This is a genomic window from Streptomyces sp. NPDC059247 (assembly GCF_042754005.1).
GTDB lineage: Bacteria > Actinomycetota > Actinomycetes > Streptomycetales > Streptomycetaceae > Streptomyces.
On the sequence record NZ_JBHYZW010000003.1, the window covers coordinates 32,399 to 51,405 of the forward strand.

At 74.9% G+C, this 19,007-nt stretch carries 21 protein-coding genes; 8 read left to right on the forward strand and 13 right to left on the reverse strand.

Annotation, left to right across the window (positions count from 1 at the left end; translation table 11 throughout):
- Nucleotides 1-107 precede the first annotated feature (107 nt).
- Nucleotides 108-1,466, forward strand: a complete 1,359-nt coding sequence (locus ACFXGN_RS07235) for a CoA transferase (protein WP_384854642.1) — start codon at nucleotides 108-110, stop codon at nucleotides 1,464-1,466.
- Here the strand turns inward: ACFXGN_RS07235 and ACFXGN_RS07240 are convergent.
- The 8 genes from ACFXGN_RS07240 to ACFXGN_RS07275 all read right to left on the reverse strand — a co-directional run bounded on the left by ACFXGN_RS07240 (nucleotide 1,456) and on the right by ACFXGN_RS07275 (nucleotide 9,429).
- Nucleotides 1,456-2,499, reverse strand: coding sequence for a zinc-dependent alcohol dehydrogenase family protein (locus ACFXGN_RS07240; RefSeq protein ID WP_384854645.1), 1,044 nt, complete (start codon nucleotides 2,497-2,499; stop codon nucleotides 1,456-1,458). The two genes, ACFXGN_RS07235 and ACFXGN_RS07240, sit on opposite strands and share 11 nt — an antisense overlap.
- Before the next feature lie 41 nt (nucleotides 2,500-2,540).
- Nucleotides 2,541-3,206, reverse strand: coding sequence for a lysoplasmalogenase (locus tag ACFXGN_RS07245; RefSeq protein ID WP_384854648.1), 666 nt, complete (start codon nucleotides 3,204-3,206; stop codon nucleotides 2,541-2,543).
- Nucleotides 3,203-4,090, reverse strand: coding sequence for a sterol desaturase family protein (locus tag ACFXGN_RS07250; RefSeq protein ID WP_384854651.1), 888 nt, complete (start codon nucleotides 4,088-4,090; stop codon nucleotides 3,203-3,205). Before ACFXGN_RS07250 ends, ACFXGN_RS07245 begins: the two co-directional genes overlap by 4 nt.
- 247 nt (nucleotides 4,091-4,337) lie before the next feature.
- Complete coding sequence (locus tag ACFXGN_RS07255; protein ID WP_384854654.1) at nucleotides 4,338-5,057, reverse strand: VIT family protein; 720 nt, start codon at nucleotides 5,055-5,057, stop codon at nucleotides 4,338-4,340.
- A 24-nt stretch (nucleotides 5,058-5,081) separates the two neighbouring features.
- Nucleotides 5,082-6,311: an amidohydrolase family protein gene (locus ACFXGN_RS07260; RefSeq protein ID WP_384854657.1), complete on the reverse strand. Its 1,230-nt coding sequence runs from the start codon at nucleotides 6,309-6,311 to the stop codon at nucleotides 5,082-5,084.
- On the reverse strand, nucleotides 6,308-7,609 hold the full coding sequence (locus tag ACFXGN_RS07265) for an amidohydrolase family protein (protein ID WP_384854660.1): 1,302 nt from the start codon (nucleotides 7,607-7,609) through the stop codon (nucleotides 6,308-6,310). The genes ACFXGN_RS07260 and ACFXGN_RS07265 overlap by 4 nt, the downstream gene beginning before the upstream one ends.
- 123 nt (nucleotides 7,610-7,732) lie before the next feature.
- Nucleotides 7,733-8,632 (reverse strand): SDR family NAD(P)-dependent oxidoreductase, encoded by a 900-nt coding sequence (locus tag ACFXGN_RS07270; protein WP_384854663.1) that lies wholly within the window; start codon nucleotides 8,630-8,632, stop codon nucleotides 7,733-7,735.
- Nucleotides 8,632-9,429: an acetoacetate decarboxylase family protein gene (locus ACFXGN_RS07275; RefSeq protein WP_384854665.1), complete on the reverse strand. Its 798-nt coding sequence runs from the start codon at nucleotides 9,427-9,429 to the stop codon at nucleotides 8,632-8,634. The genes ACFXGN_RS07270 and ACFXGN_RS07275 overlap by 1 nt, the downstream gene beginning before the upstream one ends.
- A gap of 97 nt (nucleotides 9,430-9,526) precedes the next feature.
- Here ACFXGN_RS07275 and ACFXGN_RS07280 point away from each other — a divergent pair, with 97 nt between their 5' ends.
- From ACFXGN_RS07280 to ACFXGN_RS07305, 6 genes are all read left to right on the forward strand, one after another.
- Nucleotides 9,527-10,219: a TetR/AcrR family transcriptional regulator gene (locus ACFXGN_RS07280; RefSeq protein WP_384854668.1), complete on the forward strand. Its 693-nt coding sequence runs from the start codon at nucleotides 9,527-9,529 to the stop codon at nucleotides 10,217-10,219.
- Nucleotides 10,216-11,205 (forward strand): DEDDh family exonuclease, encoded by a 990-nt coding sequence (locus tag ACFXGN_RS07285; RefSeq protein ID WP_384854671.1) that lies wholly within the window; start codon nucleotides 10,216-10,218, stop codon nucleotides 11,203-11,205. Before ACFXGN_RS07280 ends, ACFXGN_RS07285 begins: the two co-directional genes overlap by 4 nt.
- 63 nt (nucleotides 11,206-11,268) lie before the next feature.
- Nucleotides 11,269-11,502, forward strand: coding sequence for a hypothetical protein (locus tag ACFXGN_RS07290; RefSeq protein WP_351795012.1), 234 nt, complete (start codon nucleotides 11,269-11,271; stop codon nucleotides 11,500-11,502).
- Between the two features lie 735 nt (nucleotides 11,503-12,237).
- The gene (locus tag ACFXGN_RS07295) at nucleotides 12,238-13,053 is read left to right on the forward strand and encodes an SURF1 family protein (RefSeq protein WP_384854674.1); all 816 of its coding nucleotides are present in this window, start codon (nucleotides 12,238-12,240) and stop codon (nucleotides 13,051-13,053) included.
- A gap of 34 nt (nucleotides 13,054-13,087) precedes the next feature.
- Nucleotides 13,088-14,875 (forward strand): glycoside hydrolase family 15 protein, encoded by a 1,788-nt coding sequence (locus ACFXGN_RS07300; RefSeq protein ID WP_384854677.1) that lies wholly within the window; start codon nucleotides 13,088-13,090, stop codon nucleotides 14,873-14,875.
- Nucleotides 14,876-14,880: 5 nt separating this feature from the next.
- Nucleotides 14,881-15,636: an SDR family oxidoreductase gene (locus ACFXGN_RS07305; protein ID WP_384854679.1), complete on the forward strand. Its 756-nt coding sequence runs from the start codon at nucleotides 14,881-14,883 to the stop codon at nucleotides 15,634-15,636.
- Between the two features lie 150 nt (nucleotides 15,637-15,786).
- On the opposite strand, the gene amaP is transcribed toward ACFXGN_RS07305, so the two are convergent.
- The 5 genes from amaP to ACFXGN_RS07330 are packed head-to-tail and all read right to left on the reverse strand — an operon-like array spanning nucleotide 15,787 to nucleotide 18,175.
- A complete protein-coding gene (gene amaP / locus ACFXGN_RS07310; RefSeq protein WP_384854682.1) occupies nucleotides 15,787-16,374 on the reverse strand; it encodes an alkaline shock response membrane anchor protein AmaP in 588 nt (195 codons plus the stop codon).
- Nucleotides 16,375-16,378: 4 nt separating this feature from the next.
- Nucleotides 16,379-17,095, reverse strand: a complete 717-nt coding sequence (locus ACFXGN_RS07315; RefSeq protein ID WP_384854685.1) for a DUF6286 domain-containing protein — start codon at nucleotides 17,093-17,095, stop codon at nucleotides 16,379-16,381.
- On the reverse strand, nucleotides 17,092-17,448 hold the full coding sequence (locus ACFXGN_RS07320) for an Asp23/Gls24 family envelope stress response protein (RefSeq protein WP_384854687.1): 357 nt from the start codon (nucleotides 17,446-17,448) through the stop codon (nucleotides 17,092-17,094). Before ACFXGN_RS07320 ends, ACFXGN_RS07315 begins: the two co-directional genes overlap by 4 nt.
- A 7-nt stretch (nucleotides 17,449-17,455) precedes the next feature.
- Nucleotides 17,456-17,647, reverse strand: coding sequence for a hypothetical protein (locus ACFXGN_RS07325; protein ID WP_366443093.1), 192 nt, complete (start codon nucleotides 17,645-17,647; stop codon nucleotides 17,456-17,458).
- Between the two features lie 51 nt (nucleotides 17,648-17,698).
- Nucleotides 17,699-18,175: an Asp23/Gls24 family envelope stress response protein gene (locus tag ACFXGN_RS07330; protein WP_384854691.1), complete on the reverse strand. Its 477-nt coding sequence runs from the start codon at nucleotides 18,173-18,175 to the stop codon at nucleotides 17,699-17,701.
- A 93-nt stretch (nucleotides 18,176-18,268) separates the two neighbouring features.
- On the opposite strand from ACFXGN_RS07330, the gene ACFXGN_RS07335 reads away from it, so the two are divergent.
- Nucleotides 18,269-18,925 (forward strand): hypothetical protein, encoded by a 657-nt coding sequence (locus tag ACFXGN_RS07335; RefSeq protein WP_384854693.1) that lies wholly within the window; start codon nucleotides 18,269-18,271, stop codon nucleotides 18,923-18,925.
- Nucleotides 18,926-19,007 lie beyond the last annotated feature (82 nt).

Sequence of the window (19,007 nt, forward strand, 5' to 3'; positions counted from 1 at the left end):
GTGTGAGCGGGAACCCGTCGGCCACGGCGGGAGCGTGAACGAGGGCCCTGGTGCGGCAGTTTCGCACCAGGGCCCTTCGCATGGCACCCAGTGCCACACTGGGTGCCATGGAGAACATCGACAACACCGTGCGCGGGGGTACGGAGGCGCTGTGGTCGGCCCTGGGCGGCGATCCCGCCCTGCTCGACCGGGTCGAGTACGGCGGGCCCGCCGGGGTGCTGCCCGCGCGGCTGCCGGTGCGGGAGCTGGCCCTCGCCACGGTCGCGGTCGCCGGGCTCGCCGCCGTCGAACGGGCCGGGCTGCCGGGCCCGGTGCGGGTGGACGAGGGGGCCGTCGCCACCGCCTTCGTCAGCGAGCGCCATCTGCGGATCGACGGACGGGCTCCGGTGAACTTCGCCCCGCTGTCCCGGTTCTGGCGGACCCGCGACGGCTGGGTCCGCACCCATGCCAACTACCCGCGCCACCGGGCGGCACTGCTGTCCGCGCTCGGTGTGCGGGACGGGGCCGCGGGGACCGTGGCGGCCGTGGCGGCGGCGCTCGGCGAGCGCACGGCAGTCGAGACCGAGACGGCGGTGTACGCGGCCGGGGGCCTGGCCGTGGCCCTGCGCACCCCCGGGGAGTGGGCGGCGCACGCGCAGGGCCGGGAGGTGGCGGCGCGCCCGGTGCTGACCCGGGAGCGGCTCGACGAGGCCCCGCCCCGGCGGCGCCGGGGACCCCTGCGGGTGCTCGACCTGACCCGGGTGATCGCCGGACCGGTGGCGACCAGGACGCTCGCGCTGCTCGGCGCGGACGTGCTGAGGATCGACCCGCCGGGCAGTCCGGAACTGCCCGACCAGCACGCGGACACCGACGTCGGGAAGCGGACCTCGGCGCTCGACCTGACCCGCCGGTCCGACCTGCGTACCTTCGGGGAGCTCCTCGCCGCCGCCGACGTGCTCGTCACCGGCTACCGGCCGGGTGCCCTCGACCGTTTCCTCACCGGCGCCGACCGGCCGGGCCTGGTCACCGCGCGGCTCTCCGCCTGGGGCGACTTCGGGCCCTGGGGCGGGCGGCGGGGTTTCGACAGCCTGGTGCAGGCGGCGACCGGGATCGCGGTCACGGAGGGGTCGGCGGACGCGCCGGGGGCGCTGCCCGCGCAGGCCCTGGACCACGGCACCGGCTACCTGCTCGCGGCGGCGGTGCTGCGGTCGCTCACCGAGCAGGATCGGGACGGCGGGAGCAGGCTGGTCCGGCTGGGTCTGGCGCGGACCGGCCACTGGCTGACGCACGCGCTGCCCCTCCCCCACGGTCCCGGGGACACGGGCGGTGCCCCCGTCCCGCCCGAGCGGTACCTCGCGGAGTCGGACGGGCCGCTCGGCAGGCTGCGGTACGCGCGGTCGCCGGTGGCGTACGAGGGCGGACCGGCGGACTGGTCGCGTCCGCCGGGGGTCGCGGGGGCCGACGCCCCCCGCTGGCTCACGGCTTGACGAGGACCTTGAGCGCGGTCCGCTCGTCCATGGCCCGGTAGCCGCCGGGGACGCCGTCGAGGCCGACGGTCAGGTCGAAGACCGGGGACGGGTCGATCGTGCCGTCGAGGACGTCCGGGAGCAGCTCGGGGATGTAGGCGCGGACGGGGGCGACGCCGCCGCGCAGGGCGATGTTCCGGTCGAACATGACGGAGAGGTCGAGGCCGGTGCCGCTGCCGTGCGGGACGCCGACGTAGCCGACGGAGCCGCCGTCCCGGGCGATGGCGACGGCGGTGCGCATGGACTGCTCGGTGCCGACGGCCTCGATGACGCCGTGGGCGCCCTGGCCGCCGGTGAGTTCGCGGACGGCGGCCTCGGCGGCCTCGCCGCGTTCGGCGACGACGTCGGTGGCGCCGAAGAGGCGGGCTATGTCGGTGCGCGCGGTGTGGCGGCCGAGGGCGATGATCCGTTCGGCGCCGAGGCGCTTGGCGGCGAGGACGCCGCAGAGGCCGACGGCTCCGTCGCCGACGACGGCGACGGTGGCGCCGGGCCGGGCGCCCGCGCCGAGGGCGGCGTGGTGGCCGGTGCCGAGGACGTCGGAGAGGGCGAGCAGGGCGGTCAGGAGCCGGTCGTCGGAGGCGGCGTCGGCGGGGAGCTTGACCAGGGTGCCGTCGGCGAAGGGCACCCGGACTGCCTCGCCCTGGCCGCCGTCGGAGCCGACCGAGCCCCAGAAGCCGCCGCGCGGGCAGGAGGTCTGGAGGCCCTCGGCGCAGTGGTCGCAGGTGCCGTCGGACCAGACGAAGGGGGCGACGACGAGGTCGCCGGGGGTGAAGCCGGTGACCTCGGGACCGGCCGCCTCCACGACGCCGAGGAACTCGTGGCCGATGCGCTGGCCGGGGCGGCGGGCCGACTCGCCCCGGTAGGCCCACAGGTCGCTGCCGCAGACGCAGGCGCGCAGGACGCGGACGACCACGTCGGTGGGGTCCTGGAGCACCGGGTCGGGCACCTCCTCCACGCGCAGGTCGAACGGGGCGTGGATGGTGGTGGCGCGCATGACGGACGGTCCTTGCTGTCAGACGGTTGTACGACTTTCGCTTATGTACGACTTTCACCGTACAGCGCGCGGAGGGCGCCCGAGGTCAGCAGGTACTGGGCGGCGAGGTAGGTCAGCATGACCCAGAAGTCGGGCGCGGGGAGCTGGGGCCAGTCGGCGATGCCGCCGGCGATGAGGGTGTCCGAGAGCAGGAAGAGGGCGCCGCCGACGCCCGCCGCGAGCCCGAGGGAGCTGGCCCGGTAGGCCATGGCGGTGAGCAGCAGGGAGTAGCAGGCGACCGGGAGGCGCAGGTCGGCGGGGAGGTCGGGCCAGAGGAGGAGGACGGTGCCGACGAGGGCGACGGCGTACAGGGCGCCGAGCGCCGGGGAGGTCCGGCGGCGGCCGAAGAGGACCAGGTAGCAGACGTGCCCCACGGCGAAGGAGCCCATGCCGACGAGGAAGGCCCAGTCGGCGTCGAGGAGCAGGAAGACGTCGCCGCCCCAGCCGAAGAGGAGGGCGGCGGTCAGCAGCCGGGGGGCGCCCCGGGTGGCGGCGTACGCGGCGAGCAGCGGCAGCAGGAGGGGCTTGGCGATCCGGTGGCCGAGGTCCGCTCCGGCGAGCAGGGAGAGCAGGTCGACGGCGGCGGCGAGCACGAAGGCGGCGAGCAGGACGCGGGAGACGGTACGGGGGGTGGTGCGGGCGGTGTCGGCGGGGGTGGCGGTGTTCACGCGGTCGCCTCCGGGGCGGTGGGGGCGGTCGGTCGGGTGTCGGGGCGGGCGGCGGGGGCGGGCCGCCAGCCGGGGCCGCGGAAGAGGTGTCCGGCGCGTTCGCGCCAGCCGTGCGCGGTGCGCAGGTCGCGGGCGATGGCGGCGTACTCGTGGGTGGCGACGCGCAGCGGGTTGTAGGTCTCGATGTTCTTGGTGAGTCCGTAGACGGGCCGTTCGGTCTCGCCCGTCCAGGAGCCGAACATCCGGTCCCAGACGATGAGGATGCCGCCGAAGTTCCGGTCCAGGTAGCCGCCCTGGGAGGCGTGGTGGACGCGGTGGTGGGAGGGGGTGTTGAGGACGTACTCGAAGGGGCGGGGCAGTCTGCCGACGCGTTCGGTGTGGACCCAGAACTGGTAGACGAGGTTGACCGAGTAGCAGAAGGCGACGGCCGCCGGGTGGACTCCGAGGGCGATCATCGGCAGGTAGAACGGCCAGCCGGTGACGCTGGTCCACGGCTGGCGCAGGGCGGTGGTGAGGTTGAACATGCGGCTGCTGTGGTGGACGACGTGGCAGGCCCACAGGACGCGGACGACGTGGTGGCCTCGATGCTGCCAGTAGTAGAGGAAGTCCTGCGCGAGCAGCATGAGCGGGATCGTCCACCACAGGACGGGGACGCGGAGCGGGGTCAGCTGGTGGACGGCGGTGTAGACCGCGACGACGGGGATCTTCCACAAGGCGTCGAAGAAGAGGCTGCCCAGGCCCATGCCGAGGCTGGTGGCGGCGTCCTTGGCCTCGTACCCGGCGGCGTCCTCGTCGGGACGGATCCGGTGGCTCACCATCTCCACGACGGTGAGCAGGACGAACGCCGGTATGGACCAGAGCACGACATCGGGCAGGTTCGACATGCCGACGACGGTAGAGGCGGGGGCGGGGGTGCGGCTAGACGTGGTTACCAACAAGTATGCGAGACGGCTTGTCAGCAAGCTTTGGAGCCTTCCGACAAGGGGCTCCGGCAAGGGGCGGGGCCTGCCCGGTGGCCGGGCGGCGCTCCCGCCCGGTGGCCGGGACCGGTCCCCGTCCCGGGGGGCCGGGCTCAGATCCGGGGGCCGGGCTCAGATCGGAGGGGCCGGGCTCAGATCGGGAGGGCCGGGCTCAGACGCCCGCGGCTCCCAGCAGTGCCCCCGTCGCGTAGGTGACCGCCATCGCCAGGGCGCCGCCCGCCACGTTGCGGAGGATCGCCGGGTTCGTGGGGGCCCCGCCGAGGCGGGCGCTCCACCAGCCGGTGAGGACGAGGGCGACGAGCACGCAGGCGACGGTGACCCAGAGGCGGGCCGAGGCAGGGGGGAGGACGATCGCCAGGAGCGGGAGCAGGGCGCCGACGGTGAAGGCGAGGAAGCTGGCGGCGGCGGCGTGCCAAGGGACGGTGAGCCGGTCGGGGTCGATGCCCAGTTCCACGCGCGCGTGGGCGCGCAGCGCGTCGCGGGCGGTGAGCTGTTCGGCGGCCTCGCGGGCCACCTCGGCGGAAAGGCCGTGTCCGGCCAGCAGTCCGGTCAGCTCGCGGAGTTCGGCCTCCGGCTCCTCCCGCAGTTCGCGCTTCTCCTGGGCGAGCGCGGCCTCCTCCGAGTCGCGCTGGGTGGAGACGGAGACGTACTCCCCCGCCGCCATCGACATCGATCCGGCGACGAGCCCGGCGAGTCCCGCGGTGAGCAGGGCGTCGTGGGACTCGGTGGCGCCCGCGACCCCGACGACGAGGCCCGCGGTGGAGACGATGCCGTCGTTGGCTCCGAGCACGGCGGCCCGGAGCCAGTTGAGACGGGGGCCGAGGCCGCCGCCGTGGGCCTCGTCATGGGCGGGAAGGGACGAATCGGTCACGTCAGGAGGGTCGCACCCGGTGGTTCACCAGACGCGGACCGACCCGCCCGGGGCGAAGGCCGGGCTGGTGGCGCCCGCCGGGACCTCCGTGAGGGGTTCGGCGATCTCCTCGACGGCCGGGCCGTGGACGGCGGCCAGGGCGTCGAGGAAAGTGAGGTCGAAGCCGTAGACGCGGGCCGCGTTGCCGCCCACCATGGCCGCGACCTCGTCCCTCGGCAGACCCGCGTAGGCGATCCGCAGCGCTTCGCGGGAGTGCGGGGCGGTGCCCTCGTCGTGCGGGTAGTCACTGCCCCACATGATCTTGTCGAGGCCGATCCGGTCGCGCATCGGGACCTCGTGGGGGCGCATGAAGCTCGCGCCGACGAAGCAGTGGTCGCGCCAGACCTCGCTGGGGCCCTTCCCCATCCCGGCGGCGAGCCCGGCGCCGAACTTCGACTCGGCGGTGCCCGCCCCGGCGGCCGAGGCGGCGACCAGCCGCCCGTGGTAGTAGTCCAGCATGGCGAGCACGCCCGGGATCCAGCCCGAGCCCTGTTCGGTGAGGACGAGCCTGAGCCCGGGGTGGCGCCGGAAGGCACCGCCGAAGAGCAGGTGCCACAGGGCCCGGTGGGAGAACCAGGTGGTCTCCACCATGAAGACCGCGCGGGCGGCCGGTTCGTCGCCGAGCGGCGGGGACGCCGAACCGCCGTGGTGGTTGACGGGCAGGGCCAGTTCGGCGCAGACGGCCCAGATCGGGTCGTACGCCCGCGCGTACAGCTCGGGCACGGACGAGCCGGGCGGGACCCCGGGCAGCAGGACGCCCCCGGTGAGCCCGGCCTCGCGGGCGCGGCGGATCTCGGCGACGGCCTCGTCCACGTCGTTGAGGAGGATCTGCGCCACGCCCGCCCGGCGCCCCGGTGCCTGGGCGCAGAAGTCGGCGAGCCAGCGGTTGTGGGCGCGGAGCCCGGCCCAGCGGTGCTCGAACTCGGCCCGGGTGGGCGGCTGGGCCGTCAGCGAGGCCGTGGGGAAGAACGGCGGGACGGTGTTGGGGAAGACGACCTCGGCGACGATGCCGTCGGCCTCCAGTTCGGCCGTCCGGCGCGCCGAGTTCCAGTTGCGGTCGGCGGTGTCGGCGAGCAGGTCCTGGTAGGGGTTGACGTAGGAGGCGGCCCAGGCGTCGAAGTCCTCGTGGTGCTTCTTCTCCAGGTAGGGGCGGTAGTCGAGGAGGTCGGCGCCCGCGTGGCAGTCGGCGGAGATCACCGTGTACCGGTCGGTCACGGCGTCACCCCCAGGACCGGGAAGTCGTGGTCGGTGAGCCAGTGCCGGCCGACTTCCCTGGAACGGGCCCAGGAGGCTTCCACGGCGGCCTGGTCGGGGCTCTGGCCGAGGTCGGCGGGGGTCGGGCCGATGCGGCGGGCGAGCGGGGCTAGCGCCTCGGTGTCGAAGCCGAAGACCTCCGCCGCCGCGAGCCCCAGCATCCGGCGGGTCTCGGCGACCGGGATGTCGTGGAAGGTGCGGCGGAGCCAGCCCCGGGTGTCGGGCCAGGTGCCCTCGGGGTGCGGGAAGTCGGAGCCCCAGAGGATGTTGTCGACGCCGATCTCGTACCGCTGGGCGAGTTCGCGCCGTTTGGTGTTGGTGGCGCAGACGAAGACCTGGCGGTCCAGGTACTCGCTGGGCGGCCGTTTCAGCTCGGCGAACGGGGAGAGCTTCTTGCCGCCGTGCGCGCCGAGGTAGAGCCGGTCCATGAACCACAGCAGGTTCGGCAGCCACCAGCAGCCGGACTCGGCGATCCCGAAGCGCAGTCCGGGGTGGCGTTCGAAGACGCCGGACCAGAGCAGGAACCACAGCGGCCGGGCGGGCCACCAGGTGACCTCGGAGACGTAGATGCCGAGGTGGTCGCCGTACTCCTCGCGCGGCGCGGCCCCGGAGTGGGTGAGCAGCGGCATCCCGGTCTCGGCGGCGGCGGCCCAGACGGGGTCGTAACGCCGGTCGTGGTAGGGGGCCTTGTCGACCCACATGGACGGGATCATCAGGGCGCCGAGCCCGGACTCCCTGGCGCGGTGGATCTCGGCGACGACCTCCGCCGGGTCGGCGGTGACCGGGAGCAGCGCGACCCCCCGGTGCCGTGCGGGGTTCTCCCCGACGAACTCGGCGAGCCAGCGGTTGTGCGCCCGCGCGCCCGCCATGCCGAGCTCCGGGTCCTGGTCGCCGGAGAGGCCGAGTCCGACGCCGAAGGGGGCGGCGGTCCCGCTGTCGACGGCGTCCGCGTCGGGGAAGACGACCTCGGCGGCGATCCCGTCGCCGTCGAGTTCCTCGATCCGTCGTACGGGGTCCCAGCCGCCGCGCAGTCCTTCCTCGTGGTCGTGGAACCAGCGGTCGGCGAAGGCCTCGTTGCGCACCCCGAGCCGGGTCATGGCCTCCCGTCGGGCGTCCCGTCCGGCGAGGAAGCCGTCGAAGGCGCGGTGGAAACGGGGGTCGAGGTAGGGCCGGTACTCCTCGGTGGGCAGCCCGGCGTGGCAGTCGGAGGAGATGATCAGATAGGGGTCCTCGTACGGTGTGTCGGCGTCCTCGGTCATGTGGGTGCCCTCGGTCTCGGTCGGTGCGGACGGGTCCCGGACGGTCCAGGTCCGGACGGTCCAGGTCGGTCACGGTCGGTCACGGTCCGGTCAGCCCCGGACTGTCCAGGTGGTCGGTCCCGGTCAGTCCCGGTCGGTGCGGTCGAGGATGAAGCTCTCCAGGTACGCGGGGGCGGCGCGGTCGAGCATGGAGCGGGCGCGGGCCCGGATCTGCCGGTCGCTGTGCGCGCTCTCCGGCAGCATCCAGAAGCGGTCGGCGCGGATGCCGTCCACGACGTGCTCCGCGACCTCCTCCACCGGGGTGAAGGCGACCTCGTGACCGGCCTCCTTCATCGCTGCCTCCCACTGGTCGAGGGTGCGGTACGGGGTGCGGCGGGGGCGCTGTTTGGCGTACCGCTCGGGCCGGTTGCGGTGCGACTCCCACAGACCGGTGCGGAGCATGTGGGGCCCGGGGAAGAGCACGGAGGCGCCCACGCGCGCGTGCTCGGCCCTGAGGTGGGCGTAGAGCGACTCGGTCATGGTGACGACGGCCGCCTTGGTGACCGCGTACACGGAGGCGGTGGGCAGCGGGGCGATGCCGCCGTCGCCGGAGGAGGTGTTGACGACATGGCCCGGTGCGCCGCCCGCGATCATGCGCGGGACGAAGGCCTGGATGCCGTGGAAGACGCCCCAGACGTTGACGGAGAAGGCCCATTTCCAGTCGTTGGGCTCGTGCTCCCACATGCGGCCCTCGGCGCCGGAACCGACGCCCGCGTTGTTGCAGAGGACGTGGACGGCGCCGAAGGTGTCGTAGGCGGCGTCCGCGAACGCCCCGACCGCCGCCGGGTCGGAGACGTCCACCGTCCGGGCGAGGACCTGCGCCCCGGACGCCATCAGTTCGTCGGCCGCCGCCGCCAGGGCGTCCTCCTCCACGTCCCCGAGGACGACGGCCAGGCCCTCGGCGGCGAAGCGGCGGGCCAGGGCGAGCCCGACGCCGCTCGCCGCTCCGGTGACGACGGCGACCTGCCCCTCGCGCAGTTCCATCAGGCGCTCCCTTCCGGAGGTCCGTCGAGCAGGTGCAGCGGGTCGTCGTAGCGCTGGTGGACGTAGGGCAGCAGGGCGCTCGCGCGGACGCGTCCGGCGACCGTGCCCCGCTGGGCGGTGGTCTTCTCGCCGAGGGTGATCTCCAGGAGCCTGCGGACGGGGAGGTCGGCGACCGGGTCGTACCCGGACTCGCGGAGCACGACGTCACCGGTGACCCGCTCCAGCCTCCGCACCCGTTCGCGGCGGACGCAGTGGACGAGGACGGGGTCGGCGTCGAAGCCGGTGCCGTCCACACCGGGCAGGAACTTGAAGTAGAAGTCGGTCTTCTCCACGGGGTCCGGCAGCGGCAGCGGTCCGGAGACCGCGCCCCGCACCTCCAGGAACGCGATGCCGTGCCGGGCCAGGGCGGCGCGGACCACCGGGCCGTCGCGCTCCACGGTGACCTCGCCCAGCTTCTTGGGTTCGCCGAAGACCTCGCGGCCACCGGTCAGGGCCCGTTCGTGGGTCATCGGCATGACCAGCGGGTACCAGCCCGGCAGGTCGCCGTGGGCGGCGGCGACGGCGACGGAACCGGCGCCGAGCGGATAGCCGGACAGTTCGACCCTGCTGACCGTGGCCCGGACGAGGGGCCGCCCGGTGGGTCTCAGCGGGGGCGGCAGGACCGCCGCGACGACGTCCGGGTCGGTCTCCCAGAGGGCGACCACTCCGGTGGACCAGATGTCGGGGAGCTTCGCGCTCCGTTCGCGGGCCGCCGCCGCCTCGGCGTCGGAGCGCGCCCCGTACCGTACTCGTGCCATGAGGTACCGCCTTTCGGGACCGTCAGCCTGTAACACAGTTACACCGCTGGCCGCGAAGGGTAAAGAGCCGCGCACGCGGGGGAGTCGGAGGAATCGGATGGCACGCTCGGCGCTGACCCGGGACGAGGTCCTGGACACCGCCGCCGCCCTGGTGCGGGAGCACGGCCCGGACGCCCTGACCATGCGCGGGCTCGCCGCCGCGCTCTCCACCGCGGTCACGTCGATCTACTGGCACGTCGGCAACCGCGAGTCGCTCCTGGACGCGCTGGTCGCCCGTACGGTCGCCGATCTGGGCACGATCCGGCCGCGCGGCGGGACTCCGGCCGAGCGGATCGTGTCGGTCGCCCGCGCGCTGCGCCGCGCCCTGCTCGAACGCCCGCACCTGGTGGCGATGGTCCACGAACGGGGGCTGACCGAGCGCATGTTCCTGCCCTCCCGGCGGGTCCTGGTCCACGAGGTCCACGCGGCGGGGCTGCGCGGGGCGCGGGCGGCGGGGGTGGTCCGCGCGGTGCAGTTCCAGGTCGTCGGACACGTGCTGGTGGAGCGCGCCCGGGAGCGCGCGCCGGTCCCGGAGCCGGGCGAAGAGCCTGGTGGGGAGCCGGGCGGGGGCGAGCCGTGGGACGTCGGAGGGGTGGAGCCCGACGGGCCCCTCGCACGCGCGCTGGCCGCCCCGGTCGACACCGAGCGGCTGTTCGTGGACGCGGTGCGGGCGCTGGTCGACGGGCTGCTCCGGGGGGCCGCCGGGGGCACCGGGGACGAGGGTGTCGGTGGCGGGCCGTATTCTCAGTGACCGTGCTTGACGACCGTACGACTGCAGCGACGTGGCCGGCCGCCTACCCGGAGGGGTACGCGGTGGTCGACGTGGAGACCACCGGACTCGCCCGCGACGACCGGATAGTGTCGGCCGCCGTCTACCGGCTCGACGCCCAGGGGAACGTCGAGGACCACTGGTACACGCTGGTCAATCCGGAGCGCGATCCCGGCCCGGTCTGGATCCACGGGCTGACCAGTGACGTCCTGGCGGGCGCGCCGCTCTTCCCCGAGGTGGCGGCGGAGTTCGCGGCGCGGCTCGACGGCCGGGTCCTGGTCGCGCACAACGCGATGTTCGACTGGCAGATGATCGCCCGGGAGTACGCGCGGGCCGAGTCCGCGGCCCCGGTGCGCCAGCGGCTGTGCACGATCGCGCTCGCCAAGGAGCTGGCGCTGCCGCTGCCGAACCACAAGCTGGAGTCGCTCGCCGCGCACTTCGGCGTGGTGCAGCAGCGCGCGCACCACGCGCTGGACGACGCCCGGGTGCTCGCCGAGGCGTTCCGGCCGAGCCTGCACGCGGCGGCGGAGCGGGGGGTCCGGCTGCCGCTCCTGGAGTGCCGGCCGCTGACCGAGTGGGCGGCGTCCCCGGCGGAGCCGCGGATCGGCCGTCAGGGCGGGTACGGCTCCTCCTCGTACGGGGCGGGCAGCTGGCGCCCCTCGCGGAAGCGTCCGGCGTGCCCGCACCCCAACCCCGGCCGGTACCGGTCGGACAAGCCGCTCAAGCAGGGCATGAGGGTCGCCTTCTCCGGTGACACCTCCGTCGACCGCGAGCTCCTGGAGGACCGCACCGTCGACGCCGGGCTGCACGTGGCGACCAGCGTCTCCCGGCTGACCAGCCTGCTGGTCACCAACGACCCGGACGCCGCCACCTCCAAGACCGTCAAGGCCAAGTCCTTCGGCACGCCGATCGTGGACGAGGCCGCCTACACACAGCTCCTGCGGGACGTGGCCCCGGCAGACGGGTGACGCCCCCGGCACGGCGGGCGCGGCGCCCCGCGCGCGCCCGCCGTGCGCTCCACCCTGTGGCGCATGGCACGTTGTGAGGTCTGCGGAAACGAATACGGCATGTCCTTCGAGGTGCACGCGCAGGGCGCGGTGCACGTCTTCGACTGCTTCGCCTGCGCCATCCACCGCATGGCGCCCCTCTGCGAGCACTGCCGGGTCCAGATCATCGGACAGGGCGTCGAAGTGGACGGCAGCTGGTACTGCGGCGGCCACTGCGCCCGCGCGGAGGGGAAGGTGGGCATCGTCGACCGCGTGTGAGGAAACGATTCGCGGCTCGCGCCGGTACGAGCCGGACCCCCGGTGCTCACGCCGGTACGAGCCGACCCCGGGTGCGCGCGCCGCTACGGGCCCGGCACCCGGCGCGCGCTCCGGCCCGGGGCGAGGCCGCTCAGGCCCTGGGCCAGGCATCCCCTCACCCAGCACCGGGACCGGCCACCGCACGGCACGCACCCCGCAGGGACCGGCCGCGTCCGCCGCGCGCGCACCACAGCCGCCGCGCGTCCCGCAGGCAGCGGCCACCGCCACTCCGCGCGCACCCCGCCGGAACCGGCCGCCCGCACGACGCCCACCCGCCGGAACCGGCCGGGCCCGCCGCGCGCCACCACGTCCGCCGCCGCGCGCACCACCGTGACCGGCCACCGCCACCCCGCGCACCCCATCGTGACCGGCCGCCACCGCCCCCGCGTACCCCACCGGACGGACCACCCCGGCCCAGCACAGCCCAACCCCGCCCAGCACAGCCCAGCCCAGTGCAGCGCACCCCACCCCACCAGCCACACCGGCCGGGCGGACCACGCCCCGGCCTCGTACACCGCGCCAGGCCGACCGGCCGCACCGCGTCCACCCCACCACGCACCCCGGGGCGGACCGCCGCTCCCGCCGGGGCGCCGGGTGAGCGCCCGCCGGACCGGGCGGCCCCTCCCGCCCGCGCCGACGGCGGCCGAGCCGAACCCCCCTGCGTGCGTCCCGGCACCCCCGCTGTACGGTCATGGGGTGTACCGCTTCCTGTTGTCCCGGCAGTGGGTGATCCTCACCCTCGTCGCCCTCGTCCTCGTCCCCACGATGATCGAGCTGGGCTTCTGGCAGTTCCACCGGCACGAACGGCGGGTCGCCCAGAACACCCTGATCGCGGACAGCGTCGCGGCGGAGCCGGTGCCCGTCGAGCGGCTCACCTCCCCCGGGCACACCGTCCCCCGCGAGGACTACTGGCGGCCCGTCACCGTCACCGGCACCTTCGACACCGCCCACGAGGTGGTGGTCCGCCGCCGCACCTCCTCCGACGACCGGGTCGGCGTGCACGTCCTCACCCCGCTGGTCCTCCGGGACGGCAAGGTCGTCCTGATCAACCGCGGCTGGATCCCGGCCGCCTCCGACCAGTACTCCTTCCCGCCCGTGCCGCCCGCCCCCAAGGGCGAGGTCACGCTCACCGGCCGCCTCAAGGCCGACGAGACCACCGGCGCCAGCGGCATCAAGGACCTCAAGGGCCTGCCCGAGCGTCAGGTCATGCTCATCAACAGCCGGCAGCAGGCCGAGCTGATCGGCCGCGAGGTGCTCGGCGGCTATGTCGAGCAGACCGCGCCGAAGCCCGCCGGGAACACCCCCGAGCAGATCCCCGAACCCGATCACGAGTCCATCGGCGCCCATATGGCCTACGCCGTCCAGTGGTGGCTCTTCACCGCCGGAGTGCCCGTCGGCTGGGTGATCCTGGTCCGCCGGGAGAAGCGTGACCGGCAGACCTCCGCCGTCTCCGGCCCGGCCGGGACCCCCGAACCGGCCCCCGGGACCGCCGCGGCCGTCCCGTCCCGCTGATTGACCGTCGCCGCTTCCGGGAACAGCCCAGAGCGTGACACAACGTATCGACGACTACGCCCTCATCGGCGACCTCCAGACCGCCGCCCTCGTCGGGCGCGACGGATCGGTCGACTGGCTGTGTCTGCCCCGCTTCGACTCCGCCGCCTGCTTCGCCGCCCTCCTCGGCGACAAGGACAACGGCCACTGGCGGATCGCCCCCAAGGGGGCCACGACCTGCACCGACCGGCGCTACGCCGAGGACTCCCTGATCCTGGAGACCTACTGGGAGACCCGCACCGGCACCGTCAAGGTCGTCGACTTCATGCCCCAGCGGGACAGGGCCCCCGATCTGATGCGGATCGTGGAGGGCGTCAGCGGCACCGTCGAGATGAGCGCCGTCCTGCGGCTGCGCTTCGACTACGGCTCGATCGTGCCCTGGATGCGCCGCTCCGACGGACACCGGGTCGCCGTCGCGGGACCCGACGCCGTGTGGCTGCGCAGCGATCCCCCCGTGAAGACCTGGGGCCAGCAGTTCTCCACCTGCTCCTCCTTCACCGTGTCCGCAGGGGAGAAGGTCGCCTGGGTCCTCACCTGGCACCCCTCGCACGAGCCGAGGCCCGAGCTGGTCGACCCCCACCAGGCCCTCGAACAGTCCCTCGCGGACTGGCACGAGTGGGCCGCCCGCTGCACCTACCGGGGCCCGTACCGCGAGGCGGTGATGCGCTCCCTGATCACCCTCAAGGCGCTCACCTACGCCCCGACCGGCGGGATCGTGGCCGCCCCCACCACCTCCCTGCCCGAGGAGATCGGCGGCGTCCGCAACTGGGACTACCGCGCCTGCTGGCTCCGCGACTCCTCCCTCACCCTCGGCGCGCTGCTCGCCGCCGGATACGTCGAGGAGGCCTCCGCCTGGCGGGACTGGCTCCTCCGCTCCGTCGCCGGGGACCCCGCCGACCTCCAGATCATGTACGGCCCCGCCGGGGAGCGCAGACTGCCCGAGACGAGCCTGCCGTGGCTGCGGGGGTACGGCGACTCCGCCCCGGTCCGGACCGGGAACGCGGCCGTCGACCAGTTCCAGCTGGACGTCTACGGCGAGGTCATGGACTCCCTCGACCGCGCCCGGCTGGCGGGCATCCCGGCCGAGCGGCACGCCTGGAACCTCCAGCTGAGCCTGCTCGGCTTCCTGGAGTCGACCTGGCGCGAACCCGACGAGGGCCTGTGGGAGGTGCGCGGGCCGCGCCGCCACTTCACCCACTCCAAGGTGATGGCCTGGGTGGCCGCCGACCGCGCCGTCCGCACCCTGGAGGCCGACCCCTCGCTGCCCGGCGACGCGGGACGGTGGCGGGCCATGCGGGACGAGATCCACGAGCAGGTGTGCGCCCGGGGGTACGACCCCGTCCGCAACACCTTCACCCAGTCGTACGGCTCCGCCGAGCTCGACGCCGCGACCCTGCTCATCCCCCAGGTCGGGTTCCTGCCGCCGGACGACCCCCGGGTGGTCGGGACGGTCGACGCGGTGCGCGCCGAGCTGACGCACGGCGGCTTCGTCCGCCGCTACACCCCCTCGGACGCGGTCGACGGGCTGCCCGGCCAGGAGGGCACCTTCCTGGTCTGCTCGTTCTGGCTGGCGGACGCGCTCCGGCTGACCGGCAGGACCGAGGAGGCCCGCGCGCTCTTCGAGCGGCTCGTCGCCCTCCGCAACGACGTGGGCCTCCTCGCCGAGGAGTACGACCCGGTGGCGGGGCGTCAGCTGGGCAACTTCCCGCAGGCTTTCAGCCACATCGGTCTGGTGGGCACCGCGTTCGCACTGGCCCGGGACGATTCCGAACCGGCAGGATAGGTGTCATGGATCTGGGACTGAAGGACCGTGTGTACGTGGTGACCGGGGCGACGCGGGGACTCGGGCGGGCCTCCGCCGAGGCGCTGCTCGCCGAGGGCGCCAAGGTGCTGATCACCGGGCGCGAGGAGAAGACCGTCGCCGAGGCGGTGGCGGAGCTGGGCCCGGACGCGGCGGGCGTCGCCGCCGACAACACCGACCCGGCGACGCCCGCCCGGCTGATCGCCGAGGCCCGGTCCCGGTTCGGCGGCTTCGACGGCGTCCTGATCAGCGTCGGCGGCCCGGCCCCCGGCTTCGCCGCGGACAACACCGACGAGCAGTGGACGGCCGCCTTCGACACGGTCTTCCTCGGGGCCGTACGACTCGCCCGCGCCGCCGCGGAGACCCTCACCGAGGGCGGGGTCATCGGCTTCGTGCTGTCCGCGTCCGTCCACGAGCCGATCCCCGGCCTCACGATCTCCAACGGGCTGCGCCCCGGCCTGGCGGGCTTCGCGAAGTCCCTCGCCAACGATCTGGGCCCGCGCGGGGTGCGGGTCGTCGGACTGCTGCCCCACCGGATCGACACCGACCGGGTGCGCTCCCTCGACGCGCTCTCCGGCGACGCGGACGCGGCCCGCGCCGCCAACCAGGCCGGGATTCCGCTGCGCCGCTACGGCGCCCCCGAGGAGTTCGGCAGGACCGCCGCCTTCCTCCTCTCCCCCGCCGCCTCCTACCTCACGGGCGTGATGCTCCCGGTGGACGGCGGGGCGCGGAGCGGATTCTGAGCCGCCGTCGGGTGGCCCCCGGCCGTCTCCGGGCCGGTGCCGGTGGGCCCCCGGCGGTTTCCGGTCCGCCGTCGGCCCGCCCGTCAGGACCCGCCCGCCCGTCAGGACCCACCCGCCGTCAGGACCCGCCCGGCGGGCCCGGTCCCGCCGTCAGGTCACCCGGCGGGCCCGGTGCTTCACGGCCCGCAGCCGCGCCTCGGTGGGCAGTGCGGACAGCCCCGTGGACGTACGGGCGTGGGCGAGGGCCTCGGAGCTGAGGGCGGTCAGGGCGTCGCCCGGGGTGGCGTACGGCTCCAGACGGAGCGCGACCCGGGTGCGGGGCGCGGCCCGGCGGCCGGTGAGGGCGACCCTGGCCCGCGCCACCCCCTCCTGGGCGGCGGCGTCCGCCTCCATGACGCCCTCCAGGGCCCGGCCGCGCACCAGGGCCGCCTCGCCGTCCCCGGTGTCGACGAGGACCTCGGCGAGCCGGGCCCGCCGGAACTGGGCGACCAGCCACCACAGGGCGAGCAGGACGACGATCCCGAGGGCCGCGATGACCACGGGCCACCACCAGCCCTCGTCCCGCCACCGCTGCCGGTCGGCGGTGGAGAGGAGCACGTCGGAGCGGCCCGACCAGGGCCACCAGGACGGCACGGAGGAACCGAGGGCGGCGGCGAGGACGGCCCCGCCGCCGACGAGGAGCAGGAGCCCGGCGAGGGCGAGCAGGACGCGGTTGACGCGCCGGAGGACGACCGTCACCGGGTCACCCCTTCCTGGGCGGGCGGGCCACCCGTACCGTCAGCGCGGGCGTCCGGGCGAGGCCCAGTTCACCGACGCCGGTGGTGAGGACCCGTTCCAGGTCGGTGCGGACCTCGTCCAGCGGGCGGAAGTGCGAGAGCGCGCGGACCGAGACCTTGGCGCGGCCCGCGCGGACCCGTACGGACTGCACTCCGGAGACCTCCATGGCCCGGTCCCGCAGGGTGAGGGCCGCCGCCTCGCGGTCGAGTCCGGCGCGTACGTCGGCGTGCTCGTGGCGCATCGGGAGGACGGCGCGGAGCCCGGGGGTGAGCGCGAGGACGAGCAGCCAGAGGCCGAGGGCGCACGCGAGGGCGGCGCCCAGGACGACCCAGGTGTCGTCGAGCGGCCGGGTGGCCAGTCCGTCGGCGAGTTCACGCCGCCAGGCCATGGCCCGGCGGTCGGCGCGGACGGCGGCCACGTCGTAGAGGAGCAGCCCGGCGCCGCCGAGGACGACGGCCGCGAGGAGCGCGGCGGGGACCCGCCGGACGGCCCAGAAGCGCCGGACGCGGCGGACGGGTTCCCCGGCGAGCACGGGCACGCCCGCGTCCCCACTGCCTGGACCGGGACCGCCGGGACCACCTGGGCCGGAGCCACCGGGACCGCCGGAGCCACCGGGGCTGGAACCACCGCCGGGACCGGGGCCGTTCCGGGGGCTTCCGGGGGCTCCCGGGGCGGTCGTCATGAGACGCGGTCCCGTCGGCCGGTCTGCCGGGTGAGCGGGGAGTGGAGCCGTTCCACATGGACGGTGACCTCGTGGACGTCCATGCCCACGAGTTCCTCCACCCGGGTGCGGACCCGGCTCCGCACGGCCCCGCACCGGTGCCCGACGTCGGTCGGGTAGTCCAGTTCGAGGCTGACCGCGACCTTCGCGGCGTCCCGGTGGACGACGACCGAGGCGTGCGGCTTCGAGGCTCCCTCGGGGACGGGCCCCGCGGCCTCCCGGGCCGCCTGGGCCGCGATCTTCGCGACGACCCGGTCGGCGATCCGGGTGGCCCCCCGGTCGCGGACCGGGCCCGGGGCGAGGTCGGCTGTCACCCCGCGCTCACCGCCGCCGTTCGCCGCGTTCGCGGCTCCGGAACAGATCGCCGGGTTCGAGGTCGCCGTCGAGGAAGCGGCCGGCCACGAAGCCGATCGCCCCCAAGGCGGCGACCAGCACAAACGCTCCGAAGCCGCCGAAGTATCCGGCGAAGCCGAGAGCCATACCGGCCAGCAGGCCGACCACCGACATGCTCATCCTGACCCCTTCCTGAGTCTTCCTGAGCCCCCCGGTACGTGCTCGTCGCGGTTACTGGAGCCGCTGTTCGGGCTCCTCGTCCTCCTCGTCGGGCAGCTTCACGTCGCTGACCGCGATGTTGACCTCGACGACTTCGAGGCCGGTCATCCGCTCGACGGCGGCGATGACGTTCTCGCGGACGTCGCCCGCCACATCGGCGATGGAGACGCCGTAGTCGACGACGATCTCCAGGTCGAGCGCGGTCTGCACCTCGCCGACCTCGGCCTTCACCCCTCGGGTGACGTTCGCCTTGGCGCCGCCTCCGCCGGGGACCCGGTCGCGCACGGCGCCGAAGGTGCGGGAGAGCCCGCTGCCCATCGCGTGGACGCCGACGACGTCCCGGGCCGCGAGGCCCGCGATCTTCTCGACGACGCCGTCGGCGATCGTCGTACGGCCCCGGGCCGCGGCGGCGCCGCCGCCCCGCTTGGTGACCGAGGTGCGGCGCTGTTCGCCGCCGGTGGAGCCGCTGGACTGTGTGGTGTCCGTCATTGCGTTTCGCCCCTTCTGGGATATTTCGGGGTTCTTCGCCCACACTAAGGGCGCTTACCCGGTCCCGCCCCGGGGATACGGCAGGCTGGGGCAATGACGACGGCTGAGGGTTGGACGCAGGCGGTCCGCGACCGCCTGGCCCCGGGCAGGCTGCTGCCGCTCGGAACGGCGGCGGACGGCGCCCTGATCACCGAACGGGCGGCGCGCTCGGTGCTCGACGGCGCCGGGGCGGCCGTACGGGGGGTGGTGCCCGGAGAACTGCGGATCGGCCCGGCGCGGGGGCCGGACGAGGAGGACCCGGAGCCGCCCCCGGACGGGCTGCGGATCACGGCCTCGTTCGGGGCGGTGACCGGACGGCCGCTTCCCGAACTGGCCGGGGAACTGCGGGCGGCCCTCCTGGCGGCGGCCGTGGACGGGCTCGGGCTCGTGGTGGCGGCCGTGGACCTGCGGGTGACGGAGCTGTTCGACGCGCCGCCCCCGGCGCCGGAGCCCGCCGCCGCGCGGCCCGGCCCGACCTCCCCGGCGACGGACGACCCGGTGGCGCTCCTGGCCCTCGGGGTGCCGGGGGTCGCGGGGATCACGGACACCCTGGGCCCGCCGGTACGGCGGGACGCGGCCGGGGTGCGGATCGAGGTCGCGGTGACGGCGGGCGGTCACCCGCTGGACGTGGCCCGCGCCGTCCGCGCCTCCGTGGCGAAGGCGTCCCCGGAGGACACCGGGGTCACGGTGGTGGTGTCGGGTTTCCGCTAGGAGGCACCACCACCGGAAAGCACCGGGAAGCACCGGGAAGCACCGCCGGAAGGATCACGGCATACGGTTCCGGGGGCACCGC